Origin of the sequence: Nonomuraea sp. NPDC004580 (genome assembly GCF_040609855.1) — a bacterium.
GTDB lineage: Bacteria > Actinomycetota > Actinomycetes > Streptosporangiales > Streptosporangiaceae > Nonomuraea > Nonomuraea salmonea.
The window spans coordinates 1-20,316 of record NZ_JBEXLH010000073.1 but is presented as its reverse complement, the minus strand read 5'-3'; the positions used below and the strand labels follow the sequence as shown (position 1 = coordinate 20,316).

The 20,316-nt window shown below is 70.9% G+C and carries 20 protein-coding genes; 12 read left to right on the top strand and 8 right to left on the bottom strand.

What is annotated here, in order from left to right; translation table 11 throughout:
• Positions 1-72: 72 nt before the first annotated feature.
• The 4 genes from ABZW11_RS40610 (at position 73) to ABZW11_RS40595 (ending at position 3,637) form a co-directional block, all read left to right on the top strand.
• Positions 73-969, top strand: a complete 897-nt coding sequence (locus ABZW11_RS40610) for an ATP-binding cassette domain-containing protein (protein WP_355429902.1) — start codon at positions 73-75, stop codon at positions 967-969.
• Entirely contained in the window at positions 966-2,075 is a 1,110-nt protein-coding gene (locus ABZW11_RS40605) for an ABC transporter permease (RefSeq protein ID WP_355429899.1), read from the top strand. Before ABZW11_RS40610 ends, ABZW11_RS40605 begins: the two co-directional genes overlap by 4 nt.
• The gene (locus ABZW11_RS40600; protein ID WP_355429896.1) at positions 2,075-3,241 is read left to right on the top strand and encodes a histidine kinase; all 1,167 of its coding nucleotides are present in this window, start codon (positions 2,075-2,077) and stop codon (positions 3,239-3,241) included. The genes ABZW11_RS40605 and ABZW11_RS40600 overlap by 1 nt, the downstream gene beginning before the upstream one ends.
• Positions 3,242-3,319: 78 nt before the next feature.
• Positions 3,320-3,637, top strand: a complete 318-nt coding sequence (locus tag ABZW11_RS40595; RefSeq protein WP_355429893.1) for an STAS domain-containing protein — start codon at positions 3,320-3,322, stop codon at positions 3,635-3,637.
• Positions 3,638-3,755: 118 nt separating this feature from the next.
• Here ABZW11_RS40595 and ABZW11_RS40590 read toward each other — a convergent pair whose 3' ends face one another.
• The 3 genes from ABZW11_RS40590 to nucS form a co-directional block, all read right to left on the bottom strand.
• Positions 3,756-4,298, bottom strand: a complete 543-nt coding sequence (locus ABZW11_RS40590; RefSeq protein ID WP_355429890.1) for a TetR/AcrR family transcriptional regulator — start codon at positions 4,296-4,298, stop codon at positions 3,756-3,758.
• Positions 4,299-4,442: 144 nt separating this feature from the next.
• Entirely contained in the window at positions 4,443-5,915 is a 1,473-nt protein-coding gene (locus tag ABZW11_RS40585; RefSeq protein ID WP_355429888.1) for an aldehyde dehydrogenase family protein, read from the bottom strand.
• Between the two features lie 142 nt (positions 5,916-6,057).
• A complete protein-coding gene (gene nucS, locus ABZW11_RS40580; protein WP_355429885.1) occupies positions 6,058-6,720 on the bottom strand; it encodes an endonuclease NucS in 663 nt (220 codons plus the stop codon).
• Positions 6,721-6,756: 36 nt separating this feature from the next.
• Between nucS and ABZW11_RS40575 the strand changes: the two genes are divergently transcribed.
• From ABZW11_RS40575 to ABZW11_RS40545, 7 genes are all read left to right on the top strand, one after another.
• Positions 6,757-8,214: a 3-hydroxybutyryl-CoA dehydrogenase gene (locus ABZW11_RS40575; RefSeq protein ID WP_355429882.1), complete on the top strand. Its 1,458-nt coding sequence runs from the start codon at positions 6,757-6,759 to the stop codon at positions 8,212-8,214.
• Positions 8,211-8,501 (top strand): ATP/GTP-binding protein, encoded by a 291-nt coding sequence (locus ABZW11_RS40570; protein WP_355429879.1) that lies wholly within the window; start codon positions 8,211-8,213, stop codon positions 8,499-8,501. Before ABZW11_RS40575 ends, ABZW11_RS40570 begins: the two co-directional genes overlap by 4 nt.
• Before the next feature lie 10 nt (positions 8,502-8,511).
• The gene (locus ABZW11_RS40565) at positions 8,512-9,216 is read left to right on the top strand and encodes an alpha/beta fold hydrolase (RefSeq protein WP_355429876.1); all 705 of its coding nucleotides are present in this window, start codon (positions 8,512-8,514) and stop codon (positions 9,214-9,216) included.
• A 172-nt stretch (positions 9,217-9,388) separates the two neighbouring features.
• The gene (locus ABZW11_RS40560) at positions 9,389-12,691 is read left to right on the top strand and encodes a LamG-like jellyroll fold domain-containing protein (RefSeq protein ID WP_355429873.1); all 3,303 of its coding nucleotides are present in this window, start codon (positions 9,389-9,391) and stop codon (positions 12,689-12,691) included.
• 325 nt (positions 12,692-13,016) lie between these two features.
• The gene (locus ABZW11_RS40555; protein WP_355429870.1) at positions 13,017-13,760 is read left to right on the top strand and encodes an alpha/beta fold hydrolase; all 744 of its coding nucleotides are present in this window, start codon (positions 13,017-13,019) and stop codon (positions 13,758-13,760) included.
• 275 nt (positions 13,761-14,035) lie between these two features.
• Complete coding sequence (locus ABZW11_RS40550; RefSeq protein WP_355429867.1) at positions 14,036-14,461, top strand: helix-turn-helix transcriptional regulator; 426 nt, start codon at positions 14,036-14,038, stop codon at positions 14,459-14,461.
• Between the two features lie 5 nt (positions 14,462-14,466).
• On the top strand, positions 14,467-14,880 hold the full coding sequence (locus ABZW11_RS40545) for a VOC family protein (RefSeq protein ID WP_355429864.1): 414 nt from the start codon (positions 14,467-14,469) through the stop codon (positions 14,878-14,880).
• Between the two features lie 46 nt (positions 14,881-14,926).
• Here the strand turns inward: ABZW11_RS40545 and ABZW11_RS40540 are convergent, their stop codons facing one another.
• The 3 genes from ABZW11_RS40540 to mce form a co-directional block, all read right to left on the bottom strand.
• Positions 14,927-16,075 (bottom strand): AI-2E family transporter, encoded by a 1,149-nt coding sequence (locus tag ABZW11_RS40540; protein ID WP_355429861.1) that lies wholly within the window; start codon positions 16,073-16,075, stop codon positions 14,927-14,929.
• 143 nt (positions 16,076-16,218) lie between these two features.
• Complete coding sequence (locus ABZW11_RS40535; protein WP_355429858.1) at positions 16,219-17,517, bottom strand: DivIVA domain-containing protein; 1,299 nt, start codon at positions 17,515-17,517, stop codon at positions 16,219-16,221.
• A gap of 204 nt (positions 17,518-17,721) precedes the next feature.
• Positions 17,722-18,144, bottom strand: coding sequence for a methylmalonyl-CoA epimerase (gene mce, locus ABZW11_RS40530; RefSeq protein WP_355429855.1), 423 nt, complete (start codon positions 18,142-18,144; stop codon positions 17,722-17,724).
• An 85-nt stretch (positions 18,145-18,229) separates the two neighbouring features.
• Between mce and ABZW11_RS40525 the strand changes: the two genes are divergently transcribed.
• Positions 18,230-19,417, top strand: coding sequence for an acetyl-CoA C-acetyltransferase (locus ABZW11_RS40525; RefSeq protein ID WP_355429851.1), 1,188 nt, complete (start codon positions 18,230-18,232; stop codon positions 19,415-19,417).
• 8 nt (positions 19,418-19,425) lie between these two features.
• Here ABZW11_RS40525 and ABZW11_RS40520 read toward each other — a convergent pair whose 3' ends face one another.
• Complete coding sequence (locus ABZW11_RS40520) at positions 19,426-19,716, bottom strand: hypothetical protein (RefSeq protein ID WP_355429848.1); 291 nt, start codon at positions 19,714-19,716, stop codon at positions 19,426-19,428.
• Between the two features lie 210 nt (positions 19,717-19,926).
• The gene (locus tag ABZW11_RS40515; protein WP_345397648.1) at positions 19,927-20,079 is read right to left on the bottom strand and encodes a hypothetical protein; all 153 of its coding nucleotides are present in this window, start codon (positions 20,077-20,079) and stop codon (positions 19,927-19,929) included.
• Positions 20,080-20,316 lie beyond the last annotated feature (237 nt).

Here is a 20,316-nt window from a genome sequence, read left to right as displayed (position 1 = left end):
CGGTGATTTCTCCGACTGGCCGGGCCAATGGGATAAACGCCACCATGGACGCATGACGAAGGAGATGACCTGATGCTCGAGATCAGCGAGCTGCGCAAGACTTTCGCGGGTGGTCCCAGCGCCCCGGGCGGCAAGCTCGCCCTGGACGGCGTCAGCTTCAGCGTACGACCGGGCGAGATGTACGGCTTCGTCGGCGCGAACGGCGCCGGCAAGACCACGACGATGCGCATCGTGATGGGCGTGCTCCAGGCCGACTCCGGCTCGGTGAGCTGGCAGGGCGAGCCGCTCGGCTACGACGCCCGCCAGCGCTTCGGCTACATGCCGGAAGAGCGCGGGCTGTACCAGAAGATGCGGGTGGGCCAGCAGATCGAGTACTTCGGCCGGCTGCACGGCCTGAGCGCCACGGCCGCCAAGAAGGCCACTGACGACCTGCTGCAGCGGCTCGGGCTGACCGAGCGCAGGAACGACGCCGTGCAGGCGCTGTCGCTGGGCAACCAGCAGCGGGTCCAGCTCGCGGTGGCGCTGGTGCACGACCCCGAGGTGCTGATCCTCGACGAGCCGTTCTCCGGGCTCGACCCGATCGCGGTGGACGCGCTCGCCGCGGCGCTGCAGGAGCGCTGCAGGAGCGGCGTGCCGGTGATCTTCTCCAGCCACCAGCTGGAGCTGGTGGAGCGGCTGTGCGACTCCGTGGGCATCGTCTCGTCCGGCCGCATGGTGGCCACCGGCACGGTGGAGGAGCTGCGTGCGGCCGAGGGCGGCACGATGGTGGTGGCCGTCCGCGACCCGGCGCCCGGCTGGGCCGACGGCCTGCCCGGCACGGTCACGGTCAACGGCGACCTGCACATCCTTCGCACGAACACGGGTGACGGCCAGGAGCTGCTGCGCCGCGCCATGAAGGCGGGCGTGGTCGAGCGCTTCGGCGCCGAGCACCCGTCGCTCACCGAGATCTTCAAGGAGGCCGTGGCGTGAACGGACTGATGCTGGTCGCCGGGCGTGAGATCACCACGCAGGTCAGGACCAAGGGGTTCGTGATCGGCCTGATCATCACGGCGGTGCTGGTGGGGCTGCTGTCGTACGCGCCCAAGCTGTTCGGCGGCGGCGACTCGTACACGGTGGGCACCGTCAACTCCGAGCAGCTGCCGCTGGACCGGGCGGCGCCGGACATCACGTTCGAGTGGCGCCAGTTCGCCGACGAGGCGGCGGCCAAGGCCGCCGTGCTGGCGGGCGACGTGGACGCGGTGCTGGTCGACGGCACCAGGGTGCTCACGGACGGCGAGATCGACCAGGAGCTCGGCGTGCTCATGCAGAGCGTGAACCGGGAGGTCAAGCTCGGCGCAGCGGGCGTCAACATCCCGCCGCTGCAGGTCCAGTCGGTGGGCGCGGACACGCGTTACGAGGCGGCCAGGACGGGCATCGCGACGGTCCTCGTCTTCGTGCTGTTCTTCATGATCATCGGCCAGGTCGTGATGGTGGCCATGGGCGTGGTCGAGGAGAAGGGCAGCCGCATCGTCGAGATCCTGCTGGCCTCGGTGCGGCCGTGGCAGCTGCTCGGCGGCAAGATCCTCGGCCTGGGCGTGGTCGGCCTGATCAACCTGGTGACGATCCTGGTCGTCGGCCTGGTCGCGGCCTCGGCCTCGGGTCTCGCGGCCGACTTCCCGCCCGGCATGACCGGGCTCGTGGTGGCGGTCGTGCTCTGGTTCGTGCTCGGCTACGCCTTCTTCGCCACGCTGGCGGCGGCCTCCGGCTCGCTGGTCTCGCGGCAGGAGGAGGTCAACACCGTGATGACGCCGCTCACCATGGTCATCATGGGCACGTACTTCGTGGCCTTCTACGCCGGCAACGAGCCCACGAGCACGCTGGCCACGGTCGGGTCGTTCATCCCGCCCTTCTCCTCCATGATCATGCCGGTGCGGATGGCCGCGACCGAGGTGCCGGTGTGGCAGGTGGCCGCGTCCATGGGGCTCATGATGCTGGGCGTGGCGGGCGTGCTGGCCTTCGGGGCGACGGTGTACCGCAGGGCCGTGCTGCGGACGGGGGCGCGGCTCAAGCTCACCGAAGTCCTCCGTACGCGCTAGTGGGCAGGATCGAGCAGGCGCGCTCGACCACCAGGAAGGTGCTCGGCTTCGCGTTCCTCGCCTCCTGGATCCTCATCGGCCTGTCCGTCTTCACCGGCGTGTCCGACGGCCGGATCATCTGGTGGCGGGTGGCGCTCGGAGCGGTCGCCGCGGCTGGCTTCACCTGGGTCTCCTGGCAGGTCGTGGACGAGCTCCTGAACCGCCGTTACCCCACCCGCAAGGTGGTGGTGGCGGCGGTCCTCGCCGTGCTCGCGGCGGCCTTGGGCGGGGCCGAGCCGGTCGGGTGGGGTTTCCTGCTGCTGTGCTGGCTGTCGATCGCGGTGCTGGAGATCTCCAGGCGCTGGTCGTACGTGGTGGCGGCCGGCACGTGGGTGACCGGCGTGGGCCTGTCGGCGCTGACCGGCGGGACGATGTTGTCGGGGATGGTCGCCGGCATGACGACGATGCAGCGGCTGTCGCTCGACGCGCTCATGTACGGCCTGCTCTGCGTGCTCATCCCGCCGTCCAACCGGGTGTGGATGTGGATCTGGGGGCTGGCCGTGGAGGCGCACCGGGGCAAGGAGGCGCACACCAGGCTGGCGCTGGCCGAGGAGCGGCTGCGCTTCTCCCGGGATCTGCACGACCTCGTGGGACACCAGCTCTCCGCCATCGCGGTCAAGACCGAGCTCGCGGTACGCCTGTCGGACGTGGACCCCGGCGCGGCCAAGGCCGAGATGGCCGAGGTGAACGCGCTGACCAGGAAGGCGTTGAAGGAGCTGCGGCAGGCCGTGCGCGGCTACCGCGAGCTTGACTTGGCCGCTGAGCTGAATAGCGTGAGAAGTGTGCTCGAAGCGGCGGGAGTCCGCTGCGAGGTGAAACTGCCCCACCGCGAGGCGCCGGACGGAGTGGCGCCGGTGTTCGCGTTCGCGGTGCGCGAGGCGGTGACGAACGTGCTGAAGCACAGCACGGCGACCTTCTGCGACATCTCCTTCCGGTTCACTGCGGACGAGGCCGAGCTGACCGTGCGCAACGACGGGGTGGCCCACAGGAAGGCGGCCGACCTGGGCAGTGGCCTGGCGGGGCTGAGCGAGCGGCTGGCGGCCGTGGGAGGGGCGATGACCGCCCAGCCGACAGGAGACGGACAATTCCTGCTACGAGCAGTCGTGTCACTCCCGATGGCTGGGTAGGGACATGGTGAGGTTTTACCTCGTCAAGCGCTGTCCGCAGCGCTGTGACCACGCCGTGTGCGTGACTGAGGAGGTGGCATGCGCGTCCGGGGCAATCCGCGGGCCCAGGTGGTGAGGATCGGTGCCAGGCTCGACGCCGGCACGTCGGCGGGGGTGCGCGAGCGGCTGCACGAGGCGCTCGACTCCGGCGAAGGAGACCTGATCCTTGATCTCTCCAAGCTGGAGATGATCGACGCGACCGGGCTCGGTGTGCTCGTGGGCGCTCATCGGCGCGCGATCAGCGTGCGACGCCGCCTCGTCCTTCGGGGGGTGCCACCGCGGATCATGCGGATCCTCGCGGTGACCCGGCTGAATCGGGTGCTGAACGTGGAGGTTCCCGAGGCCGCGGTGGCCTGATGTGACATATCGGAGCGGGCGACGATCAGCCGTCGCCCGCTCTTTTTCTGCATTGACTAAATGGCGATTTCGGCCGGGTCACTCCGGCTGCAAATGTGCAATGGTATGGAACGGACGATCAGGTGGGGCCCAGTGCGCGGTCGAAGATGTGCACCGCGACCTCGACGAGTTCGTCGATCTCCGGCTGATCGTCGGCCAGCAGCCATTCGATGAGCAGCTCTTGTAAGGCTCCTATGGCGCCCAGCGCGACCAGCCGCCGATTGAGGCCGCCGGCGAGCGGGAAATCGGCGGACGCCTCCTCCACGAGCTTGGCGAAGGAGCCGATCGCGCGCTGGCGTGACAGGGCCAGGACGTCGCCTGATCGGCGTACTTCGACGTGCATGATGCGCGCACGCCGCCAGTCGGCGGTGGCGAACTCGATATACGCGCGAATGCCGGCCTTCACCCGGCCGTCGAGCGTGGCGGGCGCGTCCTGAACGGCCTTCGCGACGACGGCCAGGCTTTCGTCCACGCAGCGCTCGTGCAACGCCTGCAGCAACTCTTCGCGGCCGCCGAAACATTCGTAGAAGGCCCGGTTGGAGATCCGCGCCTCCGAACAGAGCCTTTCGATGGTCGTCGCCGCGAAACCCGGCTTCGCGTATAGCGTGTACGCGGCCGTCATCAGCCGCTCTCGTCTGTCTGCCAGCCTTTGCTCAGCCGACATTCCCCGGTAAGACCGGTTCACATTCCACCCGTCCAACATGATCGTGGCCCCCAGAGCACACAATTATGGACGGATGATCGGATCTGGGAAAGGGTAAGAAGATTACCTTTTACGTCTTCCATGCAAGAACGTGACAAGCCTGACCAGTCGCTCAAGTTCGGCGGGGCCCCTGTTGAAGGAGGTGATGTTCATCCCCGGCATCGCGAAGCGCTGCCGCGAGATGGCCTTGGGCCTGGCGAATTCCCGCAATCCGTCGGCGCCGTGGATGCGGCCGAACCCCGAGTCGCCGACCCCGCCGAACGGCAGCGAGGGCACTCCCGCGAACGAGATGACCGAGTTGATGGCCGTCATGCCGCTGCGCATCAGCCGGGCCAGCTCGGTGGCGCGGCGGGCGTTGCGGCTGAAGATCGTGCCGCCCAGCCCGTACGCCGAGGCGTTGGCCAGCTCCAGCGCCTCCTGCGCGTCGCGGGTGCGGCGGACGGTGATGGTCGGGCCGAAGGTCTCCTCGCGGACGGCGGGGGAGTCCTCGGGCACGTCCTCGACGATCACCGGATCCACGTACGGCGCCCTGACCGCGTCGGAGCCGCCGGTGACCGTCCTGCCCGCCTTGACCGCGTCGTCGATGTGCCGCTTGATGACATCCACCTGGCCCGGCATGGTGATCGGGCCGTAGTCCTCGCCCGCCTTCAGCCGGGCCGCCCGGCCGGTCAGCTCGCGCATGAAGCCGTCGTAGACCGCGTCCACCACGTAGACCCTTTCGACGCCCACGCAGGTCTGGCCGGCGTTCGACATGGCGCCCCACAGGCAGGCGTCGGCGGCGGCGGCGAGGTCGGCGTCGGCGTCCACGATGAAGGCGTCCTTGCCGCCGCACTCGGCGACGATCGGGGTGAGGTTCTCGGCACAGGCCGCCATCACCCGCTTGGCCGTGGCGGTGGAGCCGGTGAAGGCCACCTTCTTCACCCTGGGGTCGCCGGCCAGCGCCGCGCCCGTCTCGCCGAGGCCCGTGACGGTCTGGAAGACGTCGTGCTCCGGCACCGACTCCCTGAACAGCTCGGCCAGGCGCACCCCGATGCCGGGGGTCAGCTCGCTGGGCTTGAACACCACGGCGTTGCCCGCCGCGAGCGCGTACGCGATGGAGCCCATGGGGGTGAAGACCGGGTAGTTCCACGGGCCGATGACGCCGACGACGCCGAGCGGCAGGTATTCGAGGGTGGCGGCCAGGTTGAGGCCGATCATGCCGGTGTTGACCCGGCGGCGGCCGAGCACCTTGGCGGCGTTGCGGGCCGCCCAGTCGAGGTGGGTGACGGCCAGCACCAGCTCCAGCGTGGCGTCGCCGACGGGCTTGCCGTTCTCCTCGTGCACCAGCGCGGCCAGCTCCCTGATGTGCTGGGTGAGCACCGCCTTGTAGTCGAGCAGCCGGCGCCTGCGCTCGGCGTGGCCCAGCGCGGTCCACCACGCGGCGGCCGTCTCCGCCCGGCCCACGGCCTCGTGCACGGCCGCGGGAGTGGCCTTCGGGTGGCTCCCGACGACCGCGCCGGTCGCCGGGTTGAGTGAGTCGAACGTCAGGGTCGTCATGGCGTCACGATAATCCGGTAAGCCACCGCTTACCAGAATGTCCGGAGACGCCCGTGGCGGCCGCTGAAGGCAGGGCCGCCGTAGGGGCCTGGCCGGTGGGCGTTCGGCCCGCAGGGACGCGTGCAGCGCCGGGCACGTGCGCTCAGAACAGCGTGGGGTTCTCCGGCTCGATGCCGCGCAGGGCGTCGTAGTCGAGGGTGACGCAGCCGATGCCGCGGTCGGCGGCGAGGACGCGGGCCTGCGGCTTGATCTCCTGGGCCGCGAACACCCCGCGTACGGGCGCCAGGATCGGATCGCGGTTGAGCAGCTCCAGGTAGCGGGTGAGCTGCTCGACCCCGTCGATCTCGCCACGGCGCTTGATCTCCACCGCCACCGTCGCGCCCGAGGCGTCGCGGCACAGGATGTCGACGGGACCGATGGCCGTCATGTATTCGCGGCGGATGAGGGAGTAGCCGGGGCCGAGCGTCGTGATGTGCTCGGCGAGCAGCTCCTGCAAGTGGGCCTCGACGCCGTCTTTGATCAAGCCCGGGTCGACGCCCAGCTCGTGACTGGAGTCGTGGAGGATCTCGGCCATCGTCAGCACCAGCTTCTCGCCGGTCTTGCCGTGGGTGACCGTCCAGGTCTCGCCGTCCTCTTTGAGCTTGCACGGCGGGTTCATCCAGTTGAGCGGCTTGAAGGCGCGGTCGTCGGCGTGGATGCTCACGCTGCCGTCGGCCTTGATGAGCACGAGTCTTGGGGCCATCGGCAGATGCGCCGTGAGCCGTCCGATGTAATCCACGCTGCAGCGCGCGATGACCAGCCGCATGACCGTCCACCTTAGTGCCTCTGGAAAACTGAAGGCATGGCGTTCGAACGGGTGGGTGTGGTCGGCCTGGGCACGATGGGGGCCGGCATCGCGGAGGTGTTCGCACGGGCGGGGCTGCGCGTGCTCGGCGTCGAGGCCGACGCCGAGGCGCTCGCGCGCGGCCGCTCGCTGCTGGAGGGCTCCACGGCGCGGGCGCTCGACAAGGGCAGGCTCACCGAGGAAGAACGCGCCGCGATCCTGGGCCGGGTCACGCTGACCACCTCCAGGGAGGACCTGCGCGAGGCCGATCTCGTCATCGAGGCCATCCCCGAGCACCTCGACCTCAAGCTCGCGCTCTTCGCCGACCTCGATCGCATCTGCAAGCCCGAGACCGTGCTCGCCACCAACACCTCCTCCCTGTCCGTGACGGCGATCGCCGCCGCCACCGGGCGGCCAGGCCGGGTCGTCGGCCTGCACTTCTTCAACCCCGCGCCGGTCATGCGGCTGGTCGAGGTGGTGCGCACCGTGCTGAGCGAGCCCGCCGTCGCCGACGAGGTCGCCGGGCTGGCGGGCCGGCTCGGCAAGACCGCGGTGACCGTGGGCGACCGGGCCGGGTTCGTGGTCAACCGGCTGCTCCTGCCCTATCTCAACCACGCCGCCGTGCTGCTGGAGCTGGGCGTGGCCACCCGCGACGACATCGACGCCGTCATGCGGCTGGGCGCGGGGCTGCCCATGGGGCCGTTCACGCTGCTCGACCTGATCGGGCTGGACACCGCGTACGAGATCATGGAAGTGCTCTACGACGAGACCCGCGACCGGCGCCACGCGCCGTCGCCGCTGCTGCGCGAGCTGGTCACCGCCGGGCGGCTGGGCCGCAAGTCGGGAGGCGGGTTCTACCCCGGCGAGCCGCCACGTGCCCCTGACGGCGGGTCGCGGGCGGGGGTGACCGCGTTCGAGGTGGCCGGGCCTGGGGCCGACGAGCTGGCCGAGCGGCTCGGCGCGGCCGGGTTCAAGCGCTCGGGCGACGACCCCGACGTCGTGCTGCGGCTGGCCGACCGGCCGGTGGTCGAGCACGCCGTACGCCTGCGCGACCCCGCCAAGCTGGTCGGCGTGCGGCTGCACGGCGACAGGGCGGCCGAGCTGGCCGTCACCGCGCTCACCTCGCCCGCCGCCGTGGCCGCCGCGAGCGACCTGATGAAGGTGCTGGGCCTCGCGGCCGTGCCGTGCAAGGACCGCGCCGGTCTCGTCGCCGACGCGCTGCTGCTGCCCTACCTCAACGACGCCGTCCGCATGTACGACGCCGGCTACGCCTCCATCGCCGGCATCGACACCGCCATGCGCCTGGGCTGCGGCTATCCGGCCGGGCCCTTCGCGACCATGGAGGCCATGGGCCTCGCCCGCGTACGCGACGGGCTGCGCGCACTCTACGCCGAATACCGCGAGCCCGCCTTCGCCCCCGCCCCCCTGCTCGACCAGCTCGTCGTCGCCGGCGCGAGCACGTTCCCCCGCTCATGAGCCCCCGCCGCGCCCGCCGCAGGGAGTCCACCCGCCCCTTCGCCTTCCCGACCGGGCTGGACAAGGTGGAGGAGTGGCCCGACGGCGAGTGGAAGGTCCGCGTGCTCACCGGCGCCTCCTCGACGAAGAACTACCGCTGTCCCGGCTGCGATCAGGAGATCCGCAGCGGGCAGCCGCACCTGGTGGCCTGGCCCAACTGGCCGGGCGGCGACGATGAGCGCCGCCACTGGCACCAGGCCTGCTGGCGTAAGAGACTCGACCGCGGCCCGGGCCGCACCCGCTACTGAAGGGAACGATGTGGAGATTCGCGCGGCGACCGTGCTGCCCGCCCGGCGCGAGCCGATCGAGCTGCACACGGCCGACGGCCTGACCCTGGTCGGCGAGCTGGCCCAGCCCCTCGACCGGCCGCCGGTGGCGACGCTGGTCACCCTGCACCCGCTGCCCACCCACGGCGGGTTCATGGACAGCCACGTCTACAAGAAGGCGGCCAATCGGCTGCCCGCGCTGGCCGACCTGGCCGTGCTGCGCTTCAACACGCGCGGCACCTCCTCCGAGCGCGGCACCTCACAAGGCACGTTCGACGGAGGCGAGGGCGAGCGGTTCGACGTGGCGGCGGCCCTCGAATACGCCGAGTTCCACGACCTGCCCAGGGTGTGGGTGGTCGGCTGGTCGTTCGGCACCGAGCTGACGCTGAAGTGGGCGCACGACCCGCTGGTGGAGGGGGCGATCCTGCTGTCACCGCCGCTGCACAGGGCCACCGACGCCGACCTCGACAAGTGGGCGGAGTTCGGGCGGCCGCTGGTGGCGCTGGTGCCGGAGTTCGACGACTACCTGCGGCCGGGCGAGGCCAAGGCGCGCTTCGCGCGGGTGCCGCAGGCCGAGGTGATCGGCGTCGACGGGGCCAAGCACCTGTGGGTGGGGGAGCCGTACGTACGGATCGTGCTCGACGAGATCGTCCGGCGGGTCAACCCGGCCGCGTCGCCGCTGCCCACGGAGGTATGACGGTTCTCTCCATCGTGCCCGCCCGCGCTGAAGAGAATTTTGAGCATTATGAGCAGAACTCTGGTGTTCGCGATCGACGCGGGTGAAAATCCGATCATCACGTGAAGATCGTGGAGACGCCGGACGTTCGCATGTCCGCGCGTCATCCCTGCTCAGCATGGGCGAGGCACGTATGCGATTAGTGCACGGGCTGGTGGCGGCGGCGTTATCGATCACGACTTTGGCGGTGGCGCCGCCTTCGGTGGCGGAAGAGACGCCACGCCCCGATCCGGTGGCCGATCCGGTGGCCGACCCGCCGGCTGGGCGGGCGGCGCCACCGCAACCGGCCGACCCCGAGCGGGCCGCGGCCGCGCGGGCCCGCCGTGACGGGCGGCCGGTCGAGGTGGAGGCCCTGCGCAGCGAGACCCGTACGGTCTTCGCCCAGCCCGACGGCACCATGAAGATGGAGCTGAACGTGCGCCCGGTCCGCGTCCGCAAGGACGACCGCTGGGTGCCCGTGGACACCACGTTGCGCCTGCGCCCCGACGGCGCGGTCGAGCCGGTCGCCGCGGCGGTCGGGCTGACGTTCTCCGGCGGCGGCGACAGCGCGCTCGCCCGCCTCTCGCGCGGCGGCAAGTCGATGGAGCTGGGCTGGACCGGCCCGCTGCCCACCCCCACGCTGAACGGCGACACCGCCACCTACGCCGAGGTCAGGCCCGGCGTGGACCTCCAGGTCACCGCCGACGTGGACGGCTTCTCCCACGTGCTGGTCGTCAAGTCGCGGGCCGCGGCCGAGAGCCTGACCGAGCTGGCGTACCCGCTCGCCGCACAAGGGCTGGAGCTGGAGACCGACGCGGCCGGCAACCTGGAGGCGACCGACGACAACGGCGGCACGCTGTTCATCGCGCCGACCCCCAAGATGTGGGACTCGAAGGGCCTGCCCGACCAGAAGGCGTTCAAGGAGGGCCGCTCGCCCGAGGCCCGCGAGGCCGTCATGGACGTGGAGCTGAAGGGCAAGAAGCTGCGGCTGCGGCCGGATCGCACCATGATGACCGATCCCGGCACGAAGTTCCCCATCTACCTCGACCCGTACTTCTCGGCCGCGCGCAACGCCTGGACGGCCGTGTGGAGCAACTGGCCCAACTCCAACTACCTCAACTCCAGCGACGTCGCCCGCGTGGGGCACGTCGAGTCGCAGAAGAACCGCTCGTTCTTCCAGATGAACACCGGCTCGACCATCCACGGCAAGCAGATCATCTCGGCCACGCTGCGCACGTACGAGACGTGGTCGTACTCCTGCAGCGCCCGCAAGGTCGAGGCGTGGGCCACCAACAAGATCAGCAAGTCCACGACCTGGAACAACCAGCCCTCCTGGGTGACCAAGCTGGACACCAAGAACGTCGCCAAGGGCTGGGGCACGAGCTGCCAGCCCGGCGGCGTGGAGTTCAACGTCACGCCGCAGGTCGTCAACGCCGCCGCGAACAACTGGCCGAATGTCACGATCGGCCTGCGCGCCACCAGCGAGACCGACGTCTACGCGTGGAAGAAGTTCAGGAACAACCCGAGCCTGAACATCGAGTACAACTCCTACCCCGGCGTGCCCGCTGCCGCCGACGTGTGGTCGGACCCGGGCGGCCCCTGCGTCTCCGGTGACGACCGGCCGGTCATCAGCACCGCCACGCCCAAGCTGTGGGCCAGGCTGAAGGACGCCGACAACACGGTCAAGGGGCGCTTCGAGTGGTACGACGAGGCCGGCACCAGGACCGGCGAGTACGTCACCCCCTCCGGCTCGTCGGGCACCGCCTTCTCCGCCACGATCCCGCAGGCGCTCTTCGCCGACGGCGCGCTCGTCCGCTGGCGGGTGCGGGCCGAGGACGGCAAGGCCAACAGCGCGTGGAGCCCGTGGTGCGAGGCCACCGTGGACGCCACCGCCCCCGGCAGGGAGCCGGTCGTCACCTCCACGGACTACACGGAGAACGGCTGGAGCGACGGCGCCGGTCTCGCGGGTGCGTTCACCTTCGACCCCGACGGCGTCACCGACGTGGTCGCCTACGTCTACGGCCTGGACACCACGCCGAAGACCGAGGTGGCGGCGGGCGCCGACGGCCGGGCCACGATCCGGCTCACTCCGTCGCACGACGGCCCGAACGTGCTGGCCGTCCGCAGCAAGGACCGCGCGGGCCAGCTCGGTCCCATCCGCATCTACGTCTTCAACGTCAACCCGGGGCGTGCGCCCGCCGCCCACTGGACGATGGACGACGGCCAGGGCGGCACCGCCGCCGACGCGACAGGGGCGCACCCCGCCACGCTGTACGGCGCCACCTGGACCTCGGGCCGCACCGGCGGCGCGCTCCGGCTGGCCGGCGCCTACGCCCAGGCGTCAGGGCCGGTCGTCGACACCGCCCGCAACTACACCGTCGCCGCGTGGGCCCGCCTGACCGGCACCGCAGCCGACGCCACCGTCCTCACCCAGGAGGGCGCGAGGACCGGCGCGTTCGCGCTGCAGTACGCCAAGGCCGACAACCGCTGGGCGCTGGTCGCGCCCGGCTCCGACACGGACGGCGCACCGGCCGCCCGCGCCCTGTCGGCCGCCGCGCCACGCCTCAACGAGTGGGTCCACCTGACCGGCGTCTACGACTCGGCGGCGGGCCGGATCTCGCTCTACGTGAACGGCAGGCTGGAGGGCACCGCCGCCGTCTCCACCGCATGGAACGCCACAGGCCCCCTGACGATCGGCCGCGGAAAGGTCGCCGGGGCGGCTTCGGGCCACTGGCCCGGGGACGTCGACGAGGTGCGCGTCTATGACCGCGCGCTGTTCGCCGACGAGGTCGCCGATCTGGTCAACAGCGCTGCCACGCTGGTCGGCCACTGGAAGCTGGACGAGGAGTCCGGCTCGTCGGCGGCCGACTCCTCGGGCCGGGCGACCGCCGCGTCGCTGTCCGGAGCCGCCTCGTGGACGTCGGGCTGGCTGGACGGGGCACTCGCGCTCGACGGTGTCGACGGGCACGCCCAGACCGGCGCTCCCGTGGTCGACACCAGGTCGAGCTTCACCGTCACCGCCTGGACCCAGCTCGACTACCTTCCTGCCCGCGACAGCGCGGCCGTGGCCCAGCCCGGCAGCAGGGCCGCCGGGTTCCAGCTCGGCTTCGACAAGGAGCAGGGCAGATGGACGCTCGGCATGGCGGCCGCCGACACCGACGCCGCCGCCCTCGTACGGACGCGCTCCGACGCCATCCCCAACCCCATGGAGTGGACGCACGTGGCCGGCGTGTACGACGCGCTCGCGGGTCAGCTGCGCGTCTACGTCAACGGGCGGCTGGCCTCCACCACCGTCACCAGCCACCTGAGCACGTGGAACGCCACCGGGCCCGTGCAGCTCGGGCGGACCAAGCTGGCGGGCGTCTTCACCGGCTACTGGCCGGGGGCCGTGGACGACGTCCGTACGTACGACGGGGCGCTGAGCGCGGAGCAGATCGCCGCGCTCGCCGCCCAGTGATCGGCTGATCTCAGGGCCCGGCGGCTCGAAGACGAAGACGTTGTACGTCTCGTACGCCGCCGGGCCCTGGCCTGCCGCCCTGGCGGCGTCGGGAAGGGCGGGACGCTTTCCCGCCCTGTTTCACCTCAGGGGCGCGGGACGGTCGTGCCTGGATTGTGCGGGTGTTTTATGCGGCGGGCAATGTCACTTTTAGGGCGGACATTAGCTGTGTGCGGCATTTAGCGAGATATTTGGCATGGGCCATTGAGTGAATGTCGCCGTGAACCGCGTTACCGTGAGGTCCGTGCAGCTCTACACGAGATCGGCCGGGACCGGAATCCCGCTTGTGCTGCTTCACGCGTTCCCGCTCTCGTCCGCCATGTGGCTGGCCCAGCGCGAAGGGCTGGCCAAGGTCTGCCGCGTCATCACGCCTGACCTGCGCGGCTTCGGCGGGTCGCGGCTGGGCGACGACGAGCCGTCACTCGACCTGATGGCCGACGACGTCGCCGCCCTGCTCGACGCGGAGGGCATCGACAAGGCCGTGATCGGCGGACTGTCGATGGGCGGCTACGTGACCATGGCGTTCTGCCGGCGGCATCCCGACCGGGTGCTCGGCGTCATCCTGGCCGACACCAAGGCCAGCCCCGACCCGCCCCCGGCCAGGGAGAACCGCGAGCGCATCGCGCAGGCCGTGCTCGAGTCCGGCAGCGAGGTGCTGGTCAGCGAGGTCCTGCCCGCGCTCATCGGGCCGACGACCAAGGAACGCCGTGCCATGGTGTTCGGCCGCGTCAAGGGCCTCGTCCAGTCGGCGCCTCCCGGCGCGGTGGCCTGGGCCCAGCGCGCGATGGCCGCCCGCCCCGACTCCTCCGACACCCTGACCGCGCTGAAGGTGCCGTTGCTGGTCATCGTGGGCGAGGAAGACGAGCTCTCACCACCGTCCGACGCCGCCGCCATGGCGAAGGCGGTCCCTGACGGCCGCTTGGAGATCATCCCCAAGGCCGGCCACCTGACCGCCGTCGAACAACCAGAAGCCTTCAACGCCGCGGTCACGGCATACCTCCGCACAGAACTCCCCGCCCCCCGCCCCTGACCCCCGGGTCCGCATACCTCCGCACAGAACTCCCGCCCCCCGCCCCTGACCCCCGGGTCCGCATACCTCCGCACAGAACTCCCGCCCCCCGCCCCTGACCCCCGGTCCGCGCACCGTCCGTCTCCGGCACATGCGGGGTCCCGCTCCGCCCACCCCCGTCGTGCGCGCGCAGCCGCTCACCGCCCAACAGGACGTGCGGTGTGCGGCGGGGCCTGCTTCCAGCACGTCGTGTGCGGGCGCCGGGGGTTGTCGGTGGGGTGTGGCATGCTGGCGGCGTGACGCTTGAGGACCTGGTTCGGTTGCGGCGGGCGCGGGATGTGATCAACCGCGACTACGCCGAGCCGCTCGACGTGCCCGCGCTGGCGCGCGTCGCCCTCATGTCGCCGGGCCACTTCTCGCGCAGTTTCCGCGCGGCCTTCGGGGAGACCCCCTACAGCTATCTCATGACGCGCCGCATCGAGCGGGCCAAGGCGTTGCTGCGGCGCGGCGACATGTCGGTGACCGAGGTGTGCTTCGCGGTCGGCTGTACGTCGCTGGGCTCGTTCAGCTCGCGCTTCACCGAGCTGGTCGGCGAGAGCCCGAGCGCCTACCGCGCCCGCGACCACCACGAGCTGGCCGCCGTCCCGTCCTGCTACGCGAAGATCTACCTGCGGCCGGTCCGCCATCATCCGGGCAAGACCACCGACCGCCACGTAACGTGACGGGCATGGACATCCGACTCAACACCTGCTTCATCGCGGTCGACGACCACGACAAAGCGCTCGCCTTCTACCGCGACATCCTCGGCCTGGAGGTACGCAACGACGTCGGCTTCGAGGGCATGCGCTGGATCACCCTCGGCTCGCCGTCCCAGCCCGACGTCAACATCGTCCTTGAGCCACCGCTGGCCGACCCCGACGCCTCGCCCGCCGACCGGCAGGCCATGGCGGAGCTGCTGGCCAAGGGCCTGCTGCGGGCGGTCATCTTCGAGGTCGACGACTGCGACGCCACATACGAGCGCATCAGAGACGCCGGCGGCGACGTGCTGCAGGAGCCGATGGACCAGCCGTACGGCGTGCGCGACTTCGCCGTCCGCGACCCGGCGGGCAACCTGCTGCGCATCAACCAGGCGGCCAGTTAGCGCGCCCGGTCAGGCGCGGTGCTGGCGGGGCACCACGACCGCCCGGTCAGGCGCGGTCCTGGCGGGGCACCACGACCTCCCTGACGACCAGCGCGATGGCCGCCGCCACGGGGATGGCCAGCAGCGCGCCGACGATGCCGAGCAGCGCGCCGCCGAACAGCGCGGCGATCACGGTCACCGCGGGCGTGACGTCGACCGAGCGCTTCATCACCCGGGGATAGATGAAGTAGTTCTCGACCTGCTGGTAGACCACGAAGAAGACGGCACAGGCGATGCCGGCGGGCAGCGAGTCGAGCAGCGCGACGCCGGTCACGATCACCGCGCCGATCGTGGCGCCGACCAGCGGGATCAGATCCGTCAGTGCCACGACGAGGGCGAGCGCGAGCGCGTACTGGACGCCGATGATCGACAGGAAGATCCAGGCCAGCACGCCGGCGATCAGGGAGATGAGCACGTTGCCGGCGACGTAGCCGCCGATGCCGCCGAGGATCTCCTCGCTCATCGCCCGCGTCCGCGCCCGCCGCGAGGCCGGGACGAGTTTGAGCAGATACTCCTTGATCGTGTGCAGCGAGCCGAGGAAGTACAGCATGAGCACCAGCAGCGTCACCGTGGTGAAGACGCCGTTGAGCACCACCAGCCCCGCGCCCATGATGCCGCTGGCCAGCGCCGGCCCCAGCGTGGTCGTCACGAACGCGCGGATCTGGGGGAGGATCTGATAGTCGGCGTCGAGCTGCCGCAGCGTCGGATGGTTGCTCAGCTCGGTGAGGTAACCGGGCACGGCGTCGACGAACTCGCTGAGCTGCTTGCTGACGGGCGGTACGATCGCCAGCCCGAACAGCACGAACGCCACGATGACGCCGATGAACACGATGGCGATCGCGCCCCGCCTGGCCAGGCCCCGGCGCTGGAGCGCCTCGACCGCCGGGTTGAGCCCGACGGCCAGGAACATCGCGACGACGACCAGGATGATCGTGCTCAGCGAGGCCACGATCATCTGGGCGAGCGCCAGCGCCGTCAGCACGCCGAGCCCACCGACCAGCCCGAACAGGAACGGGCCGCGCGCCAGCGGCTTCCCCGGCAGCCCGTACGGCCTTTCGCCGCCGTCGCGGGAGCCCCCGTCCGCGTCGGGCACGGGGTCGGCCGAAGGGGTGCGGGCTTCGTCCCGCTCGGTCGCGGGTCCGGCGTCTGCCGACAACGGGGAACTCCAGAAAGGCTCGGTGACAACGCAGCATGACGGGCTCGTACCGGTTCGTACACGCCCGACGGCAAAGAGAGAGCCTAGCGACCGTGTGATCGCCAGGCTCTCCCCAGCCGTCGTTCAGCCCCCGTGTGCGGTCGTTACTCCTGCCACCACTCCGCGTCGTCCTCGGCCTTGGCCTCGGCCTTGGGAGCGGGCGTCGTCGCCGGAGCGGCCGGCTCGGCGGCCGGCGCCGCGGCGGCGAGAGCGGGCTTCGGCGGAGCCGCGGTGACCGCGGCCTCGGAGGACTCCATGCCCGGCAGCGCGGCGCCGCCGAGGAGCTGGCGGAGCTGGGCCAGGTGGCTGGTGATGCTGTCACGCTGGCGGGTCAGCTCGTCGACCTGGCGCTGCATGGCGGTGCGGGTGCGCTCGGCCTCGTTCTTCGCCTCGGTGACGATGGTCTCGGCGCTCGTCTTGGCCTCGGCCACGATGGTGTCGGCGCTCTTGCGGGCGTTGGCGACCAGCTGCTTGGCGTGCAGGTCGGCCTCGCGGCGGGTCTGCTCGGCCTGCTGCGTGGCCTTCGTGGCCCGCGACTCGGCGGTGGCGGCGCGCTGCTCGGCCTCGGCGACCAGCTTCTGCGTGGCGGCCTGGGCGGTGGCGTGGCGCTCCGCCTCCTGGCGCTCGGCCTCCTCGCGGCGGGAGGCGAGCTGGATCTCGAACTCGGCCTCGTCCTGGGCCCGCTTGGCCTCGGACTCCTCCAGCACCCGCTGCGCCTGCGCGCGCATCTCGTCGGCCTGCCGCTTGGCGGTGGTCAGCACCTCGTCGCGCTCGCGCTTGGTCGAGGCCCGCAGCTGGGCGACCTCGCGCTCGGTGGTGGTGCGGAGCTTGGCGATCTCCCGCTCGGCGTCGGCGCGCTTCTCCGCCACCTCGTGGTCGGCGGTGGCGCGCAGCTTAGCGGCCTCGCGCTCGGTGGTGTTGGTCAGCTCGTCGGCCTCGCGGCGGGCGGTGGAGCGGATGTCCTCGGCCTCGCGCTCGGCGGTCGTGCGCATCTCGTCGCTCTCGCGGGCGGCCTGGGCGCGCTTGTCGGCGGCCTCGGCCTCGGCGGCGGCGCGCAGGTCGGCGGCCTCGACCTTGGCGGTGGCCTTGATCTCGTTGGCCTCGGACCTGGCGGCCTGGACGAGCTCGGTGGCCTGCTCCTCGGCCAGGCGGAGCAGCTGCTCGATGCGGGCGCCGAGACCGGAGTAGGTGGGGCGCTCCTGCTCCTGCAGCTGGCGCTGGGAGTCGGACAGGTCGCGCTGGAGGGCGGTGACCTGCTCACGGGCCTGGCGGAGCTCCCCGTCGAGCTGCTTGAGATGGTCGTGGACCTGGTGCCGGTCGTAACCGCGCAGCACCACGTCGAACTCGCGTGCTGGGGCGTCCTCGAAGAAGTTGTTGAGCTGGGCGTCGATGTCGGACTGCATGGAGGCTCGATCCTGGGTTGTCGAGACGGCTACACGGGCCGGACGGGGGGTTCGGGGCATCCGTACCAGGAGCCTGTGCCTCTCGGCAGGCCCCATGTCCGGTGGAAGGTCAAGCGTACTCCGCTGGTGCGGCGTGCGAAGCCCCGTCCAACTTTCTGCGTGACTAGTTACATATGAACGGTTTTTACGTTTTGTGGTGGTTTGCTATCGCTTGGCCGCTTGGACCAGCTCTGTAAGCATTCCGCCCACGTCCTTGGGATGCAGGAACGCGATTTCCGAGCCCATCGACCCGTGCCTGGGGCGCTCGTCCAGAAGCCTCACGCCTTTCTCGCTGATCTGGGACATGGCCTCGGCGACGTCCGGCACCCCGAATGCCACGTGATGGACGCCCTCGCCCCGCTTAGCCAGGAATTTCCCCACAGGTGAGTCGTCGGAGAGCGGCTCGAGGAGCTGAATGTAGGAGCCCCCGCCTTCGCCGTCGGCGATGTGCAGCATGGCCTCCTTCACTCCCTGCTCCTCGTTGACCTCCCTGGCGACGACCTCCAGTTCGAACAGGCGGGAGAACAGCTCGATCTTCTCCTCGAGATCGCGGCAGGCGATCCCTATGTGGTCGATACGCAGGAACATGTGTGGTCCACCTCCATGGCGAGCGGCGTCGTACCCGTGGGTATGGTGTCAAAGACCCGACGCGCGAGCACAGGAGGCCGTTGTCATGTCAGGTTCCGTCATCGTCGCCGGAGCTCGCACCCCCATCGGCAGGCTGCTCGGTTCGCTGTCCGGGCTGCAGGCCGTCGAGCTCGGCGGCATCGCCATCAAGGCGGCGCTGGAGCGGGCCGGGGTCGCGCCCGACGCGGTCGAGTACGTCATCATGGGCCAGGTCCTCCAGGCCGGCGCCGGGCAGATCCCCTCACGCCAGGCCGCGGTCAAGGCCGGCATCCCGATGACCGTCCCCTCCATCACGATCAACAAGGTGTGCCTGTCGGGTCTCGACGCCATCGCGCTGGCCGACCAGCTCATCAGGGCGGGCGAGTTCGACATCGTGGTGGCCGGCGGCATGGAGTCCATGACCAACGCGCCCCACCTGCTCCCGGGGCTGCGCAGGGGCGTCAAGTACGGCGGCTCGGAGGTCGTCGACTCGATGGCGCACGACGGCCTGTTCTGCGCGTTCGACCAGTGCGCGATGGGCGAGTCCACCGAGCGCTACAACGCCAGGCTCGGCATCGGCCGCGAGGAGCAGGACGACCTGTCGGCCCGTTCACACCAGCTCGCCGCCGCCGCGATCAAGAACGGCGTCTTCGAGGACGAGATCGTCCCCGTGGAGATCCCGCAGCGCAGGGGCGAGCCGGTCGTCGTCAAGGAGGACGAGGGCGTGCGCGGTGACACCACCGCCGAGACGCTCGCCAAGCTCCGCCCCGCCTTCGCCGCCGACGGCACGATCACCGCCGGCTCCGCGTCCCAGATCTCCGACGGCGCCTGCGCGGTCGTCGTCATGTCGAAGGCGAAGGCCGAGGAGCTGGGGCTGCCCTGGCTGGCCGAGATCGGCCGCCACGGCAACGTCGCGGGCCCCGACGCGTCCCTGCAGTCACAGCCCGCCAACGCCATCAAGCACGCCATGGCCAGGCAGGGCGTCACGGCCGCCGACCTCGACCTGGTGGAGATCAACGAGGCGTTCGCCAGCGTGGTGCTCCAGTCGGTCAAGGAGCTGGGCGTGCCGCTCGACAAGGTCAACGTCAACGGCGGCGGCATCGCGCTCGGCCATCCGATCGGCGCGTCGGGCGCCCGGATCGTGCTGACGCTGGCTCACGAGCTGCGGCGCAGGGGCGGCGGGCTGGGCGCGGCCGGTCTGTGCGGCGGCGGCGGCCAGGGCGACGCGCTGCTGATCAGCGTCCCCAAGTCCTGAGCCCGACGTCAGGGGTCGGGCTCCGTCGTCATGCGGACGTCGGCGGCGTCGCCGGTGGCGATGACGCCTGAGTTGTCGCCCTTGACGACCACGGAGCCCGGTCCGGGGCCTGCGGGCGGGTCGCCGCGGACCATGCCGTACACCGAGACGCCCAGCCCGGCCAGGCCGACGAACGCGCCGATCACGCCGGCCAGTTTGTCGGCCTCGTCCAGCCCCGCCCGGGCGACGTAGACGACCAGCCCCGCCAGGGCGACGACCGCGACCGCGGAGCCGCTCCACACCAGTGCGCGCCTGCTCATACCGGCATCATCCTCCGTGCGCGGACGATCGCACAATGTGACGGCAGGTGGGCGGACGCGAGGCCCCGGTCCGCCAGGAACGGGACCGGGGCCTCGTGATGCCGTCTCCCTGAGCCCGACCAGGATTCGGGCCGGGAACGCGGCCGCCCCGCTAAGGAGGCGCTTCAGCCCGGCCGCGAGGGAGGGTGCGGCCGGGCTGCTTGTGGGCGGTCACGAGGACAGCAGACGGGCGAACACCGAGCGGTGCCGGCGCTCGGCCGGCCGCTCCTGCCCTGCCTCGCGTGCGCGGCGGTGCTCGGCGGCCGCGCGGCGCAGTTCGGAGGCGTGGTGCTGCATGACGGTGTATTCGAGTTCGGCGTGCATCCGATTGCTCCTTCGGTTCGTTCCCTGCACTCTCAAGACTCCGCCTAAGGCCCCCATCCGCACATCGGGCGGATGTCCTATCTCTCGGCATCGGCGCAGACGGGAAGTACTTAGACGGGTGCGAGGAACGCCTAAGGCGCCTCTAGGAGACTTCTGATGATGTTGCTGGGCGGGCTTCCGATCATGTAGGTCGAGGGTCAGGCTGGGTAGCATGATGGGGCGTCGTCCCGAGCGGCC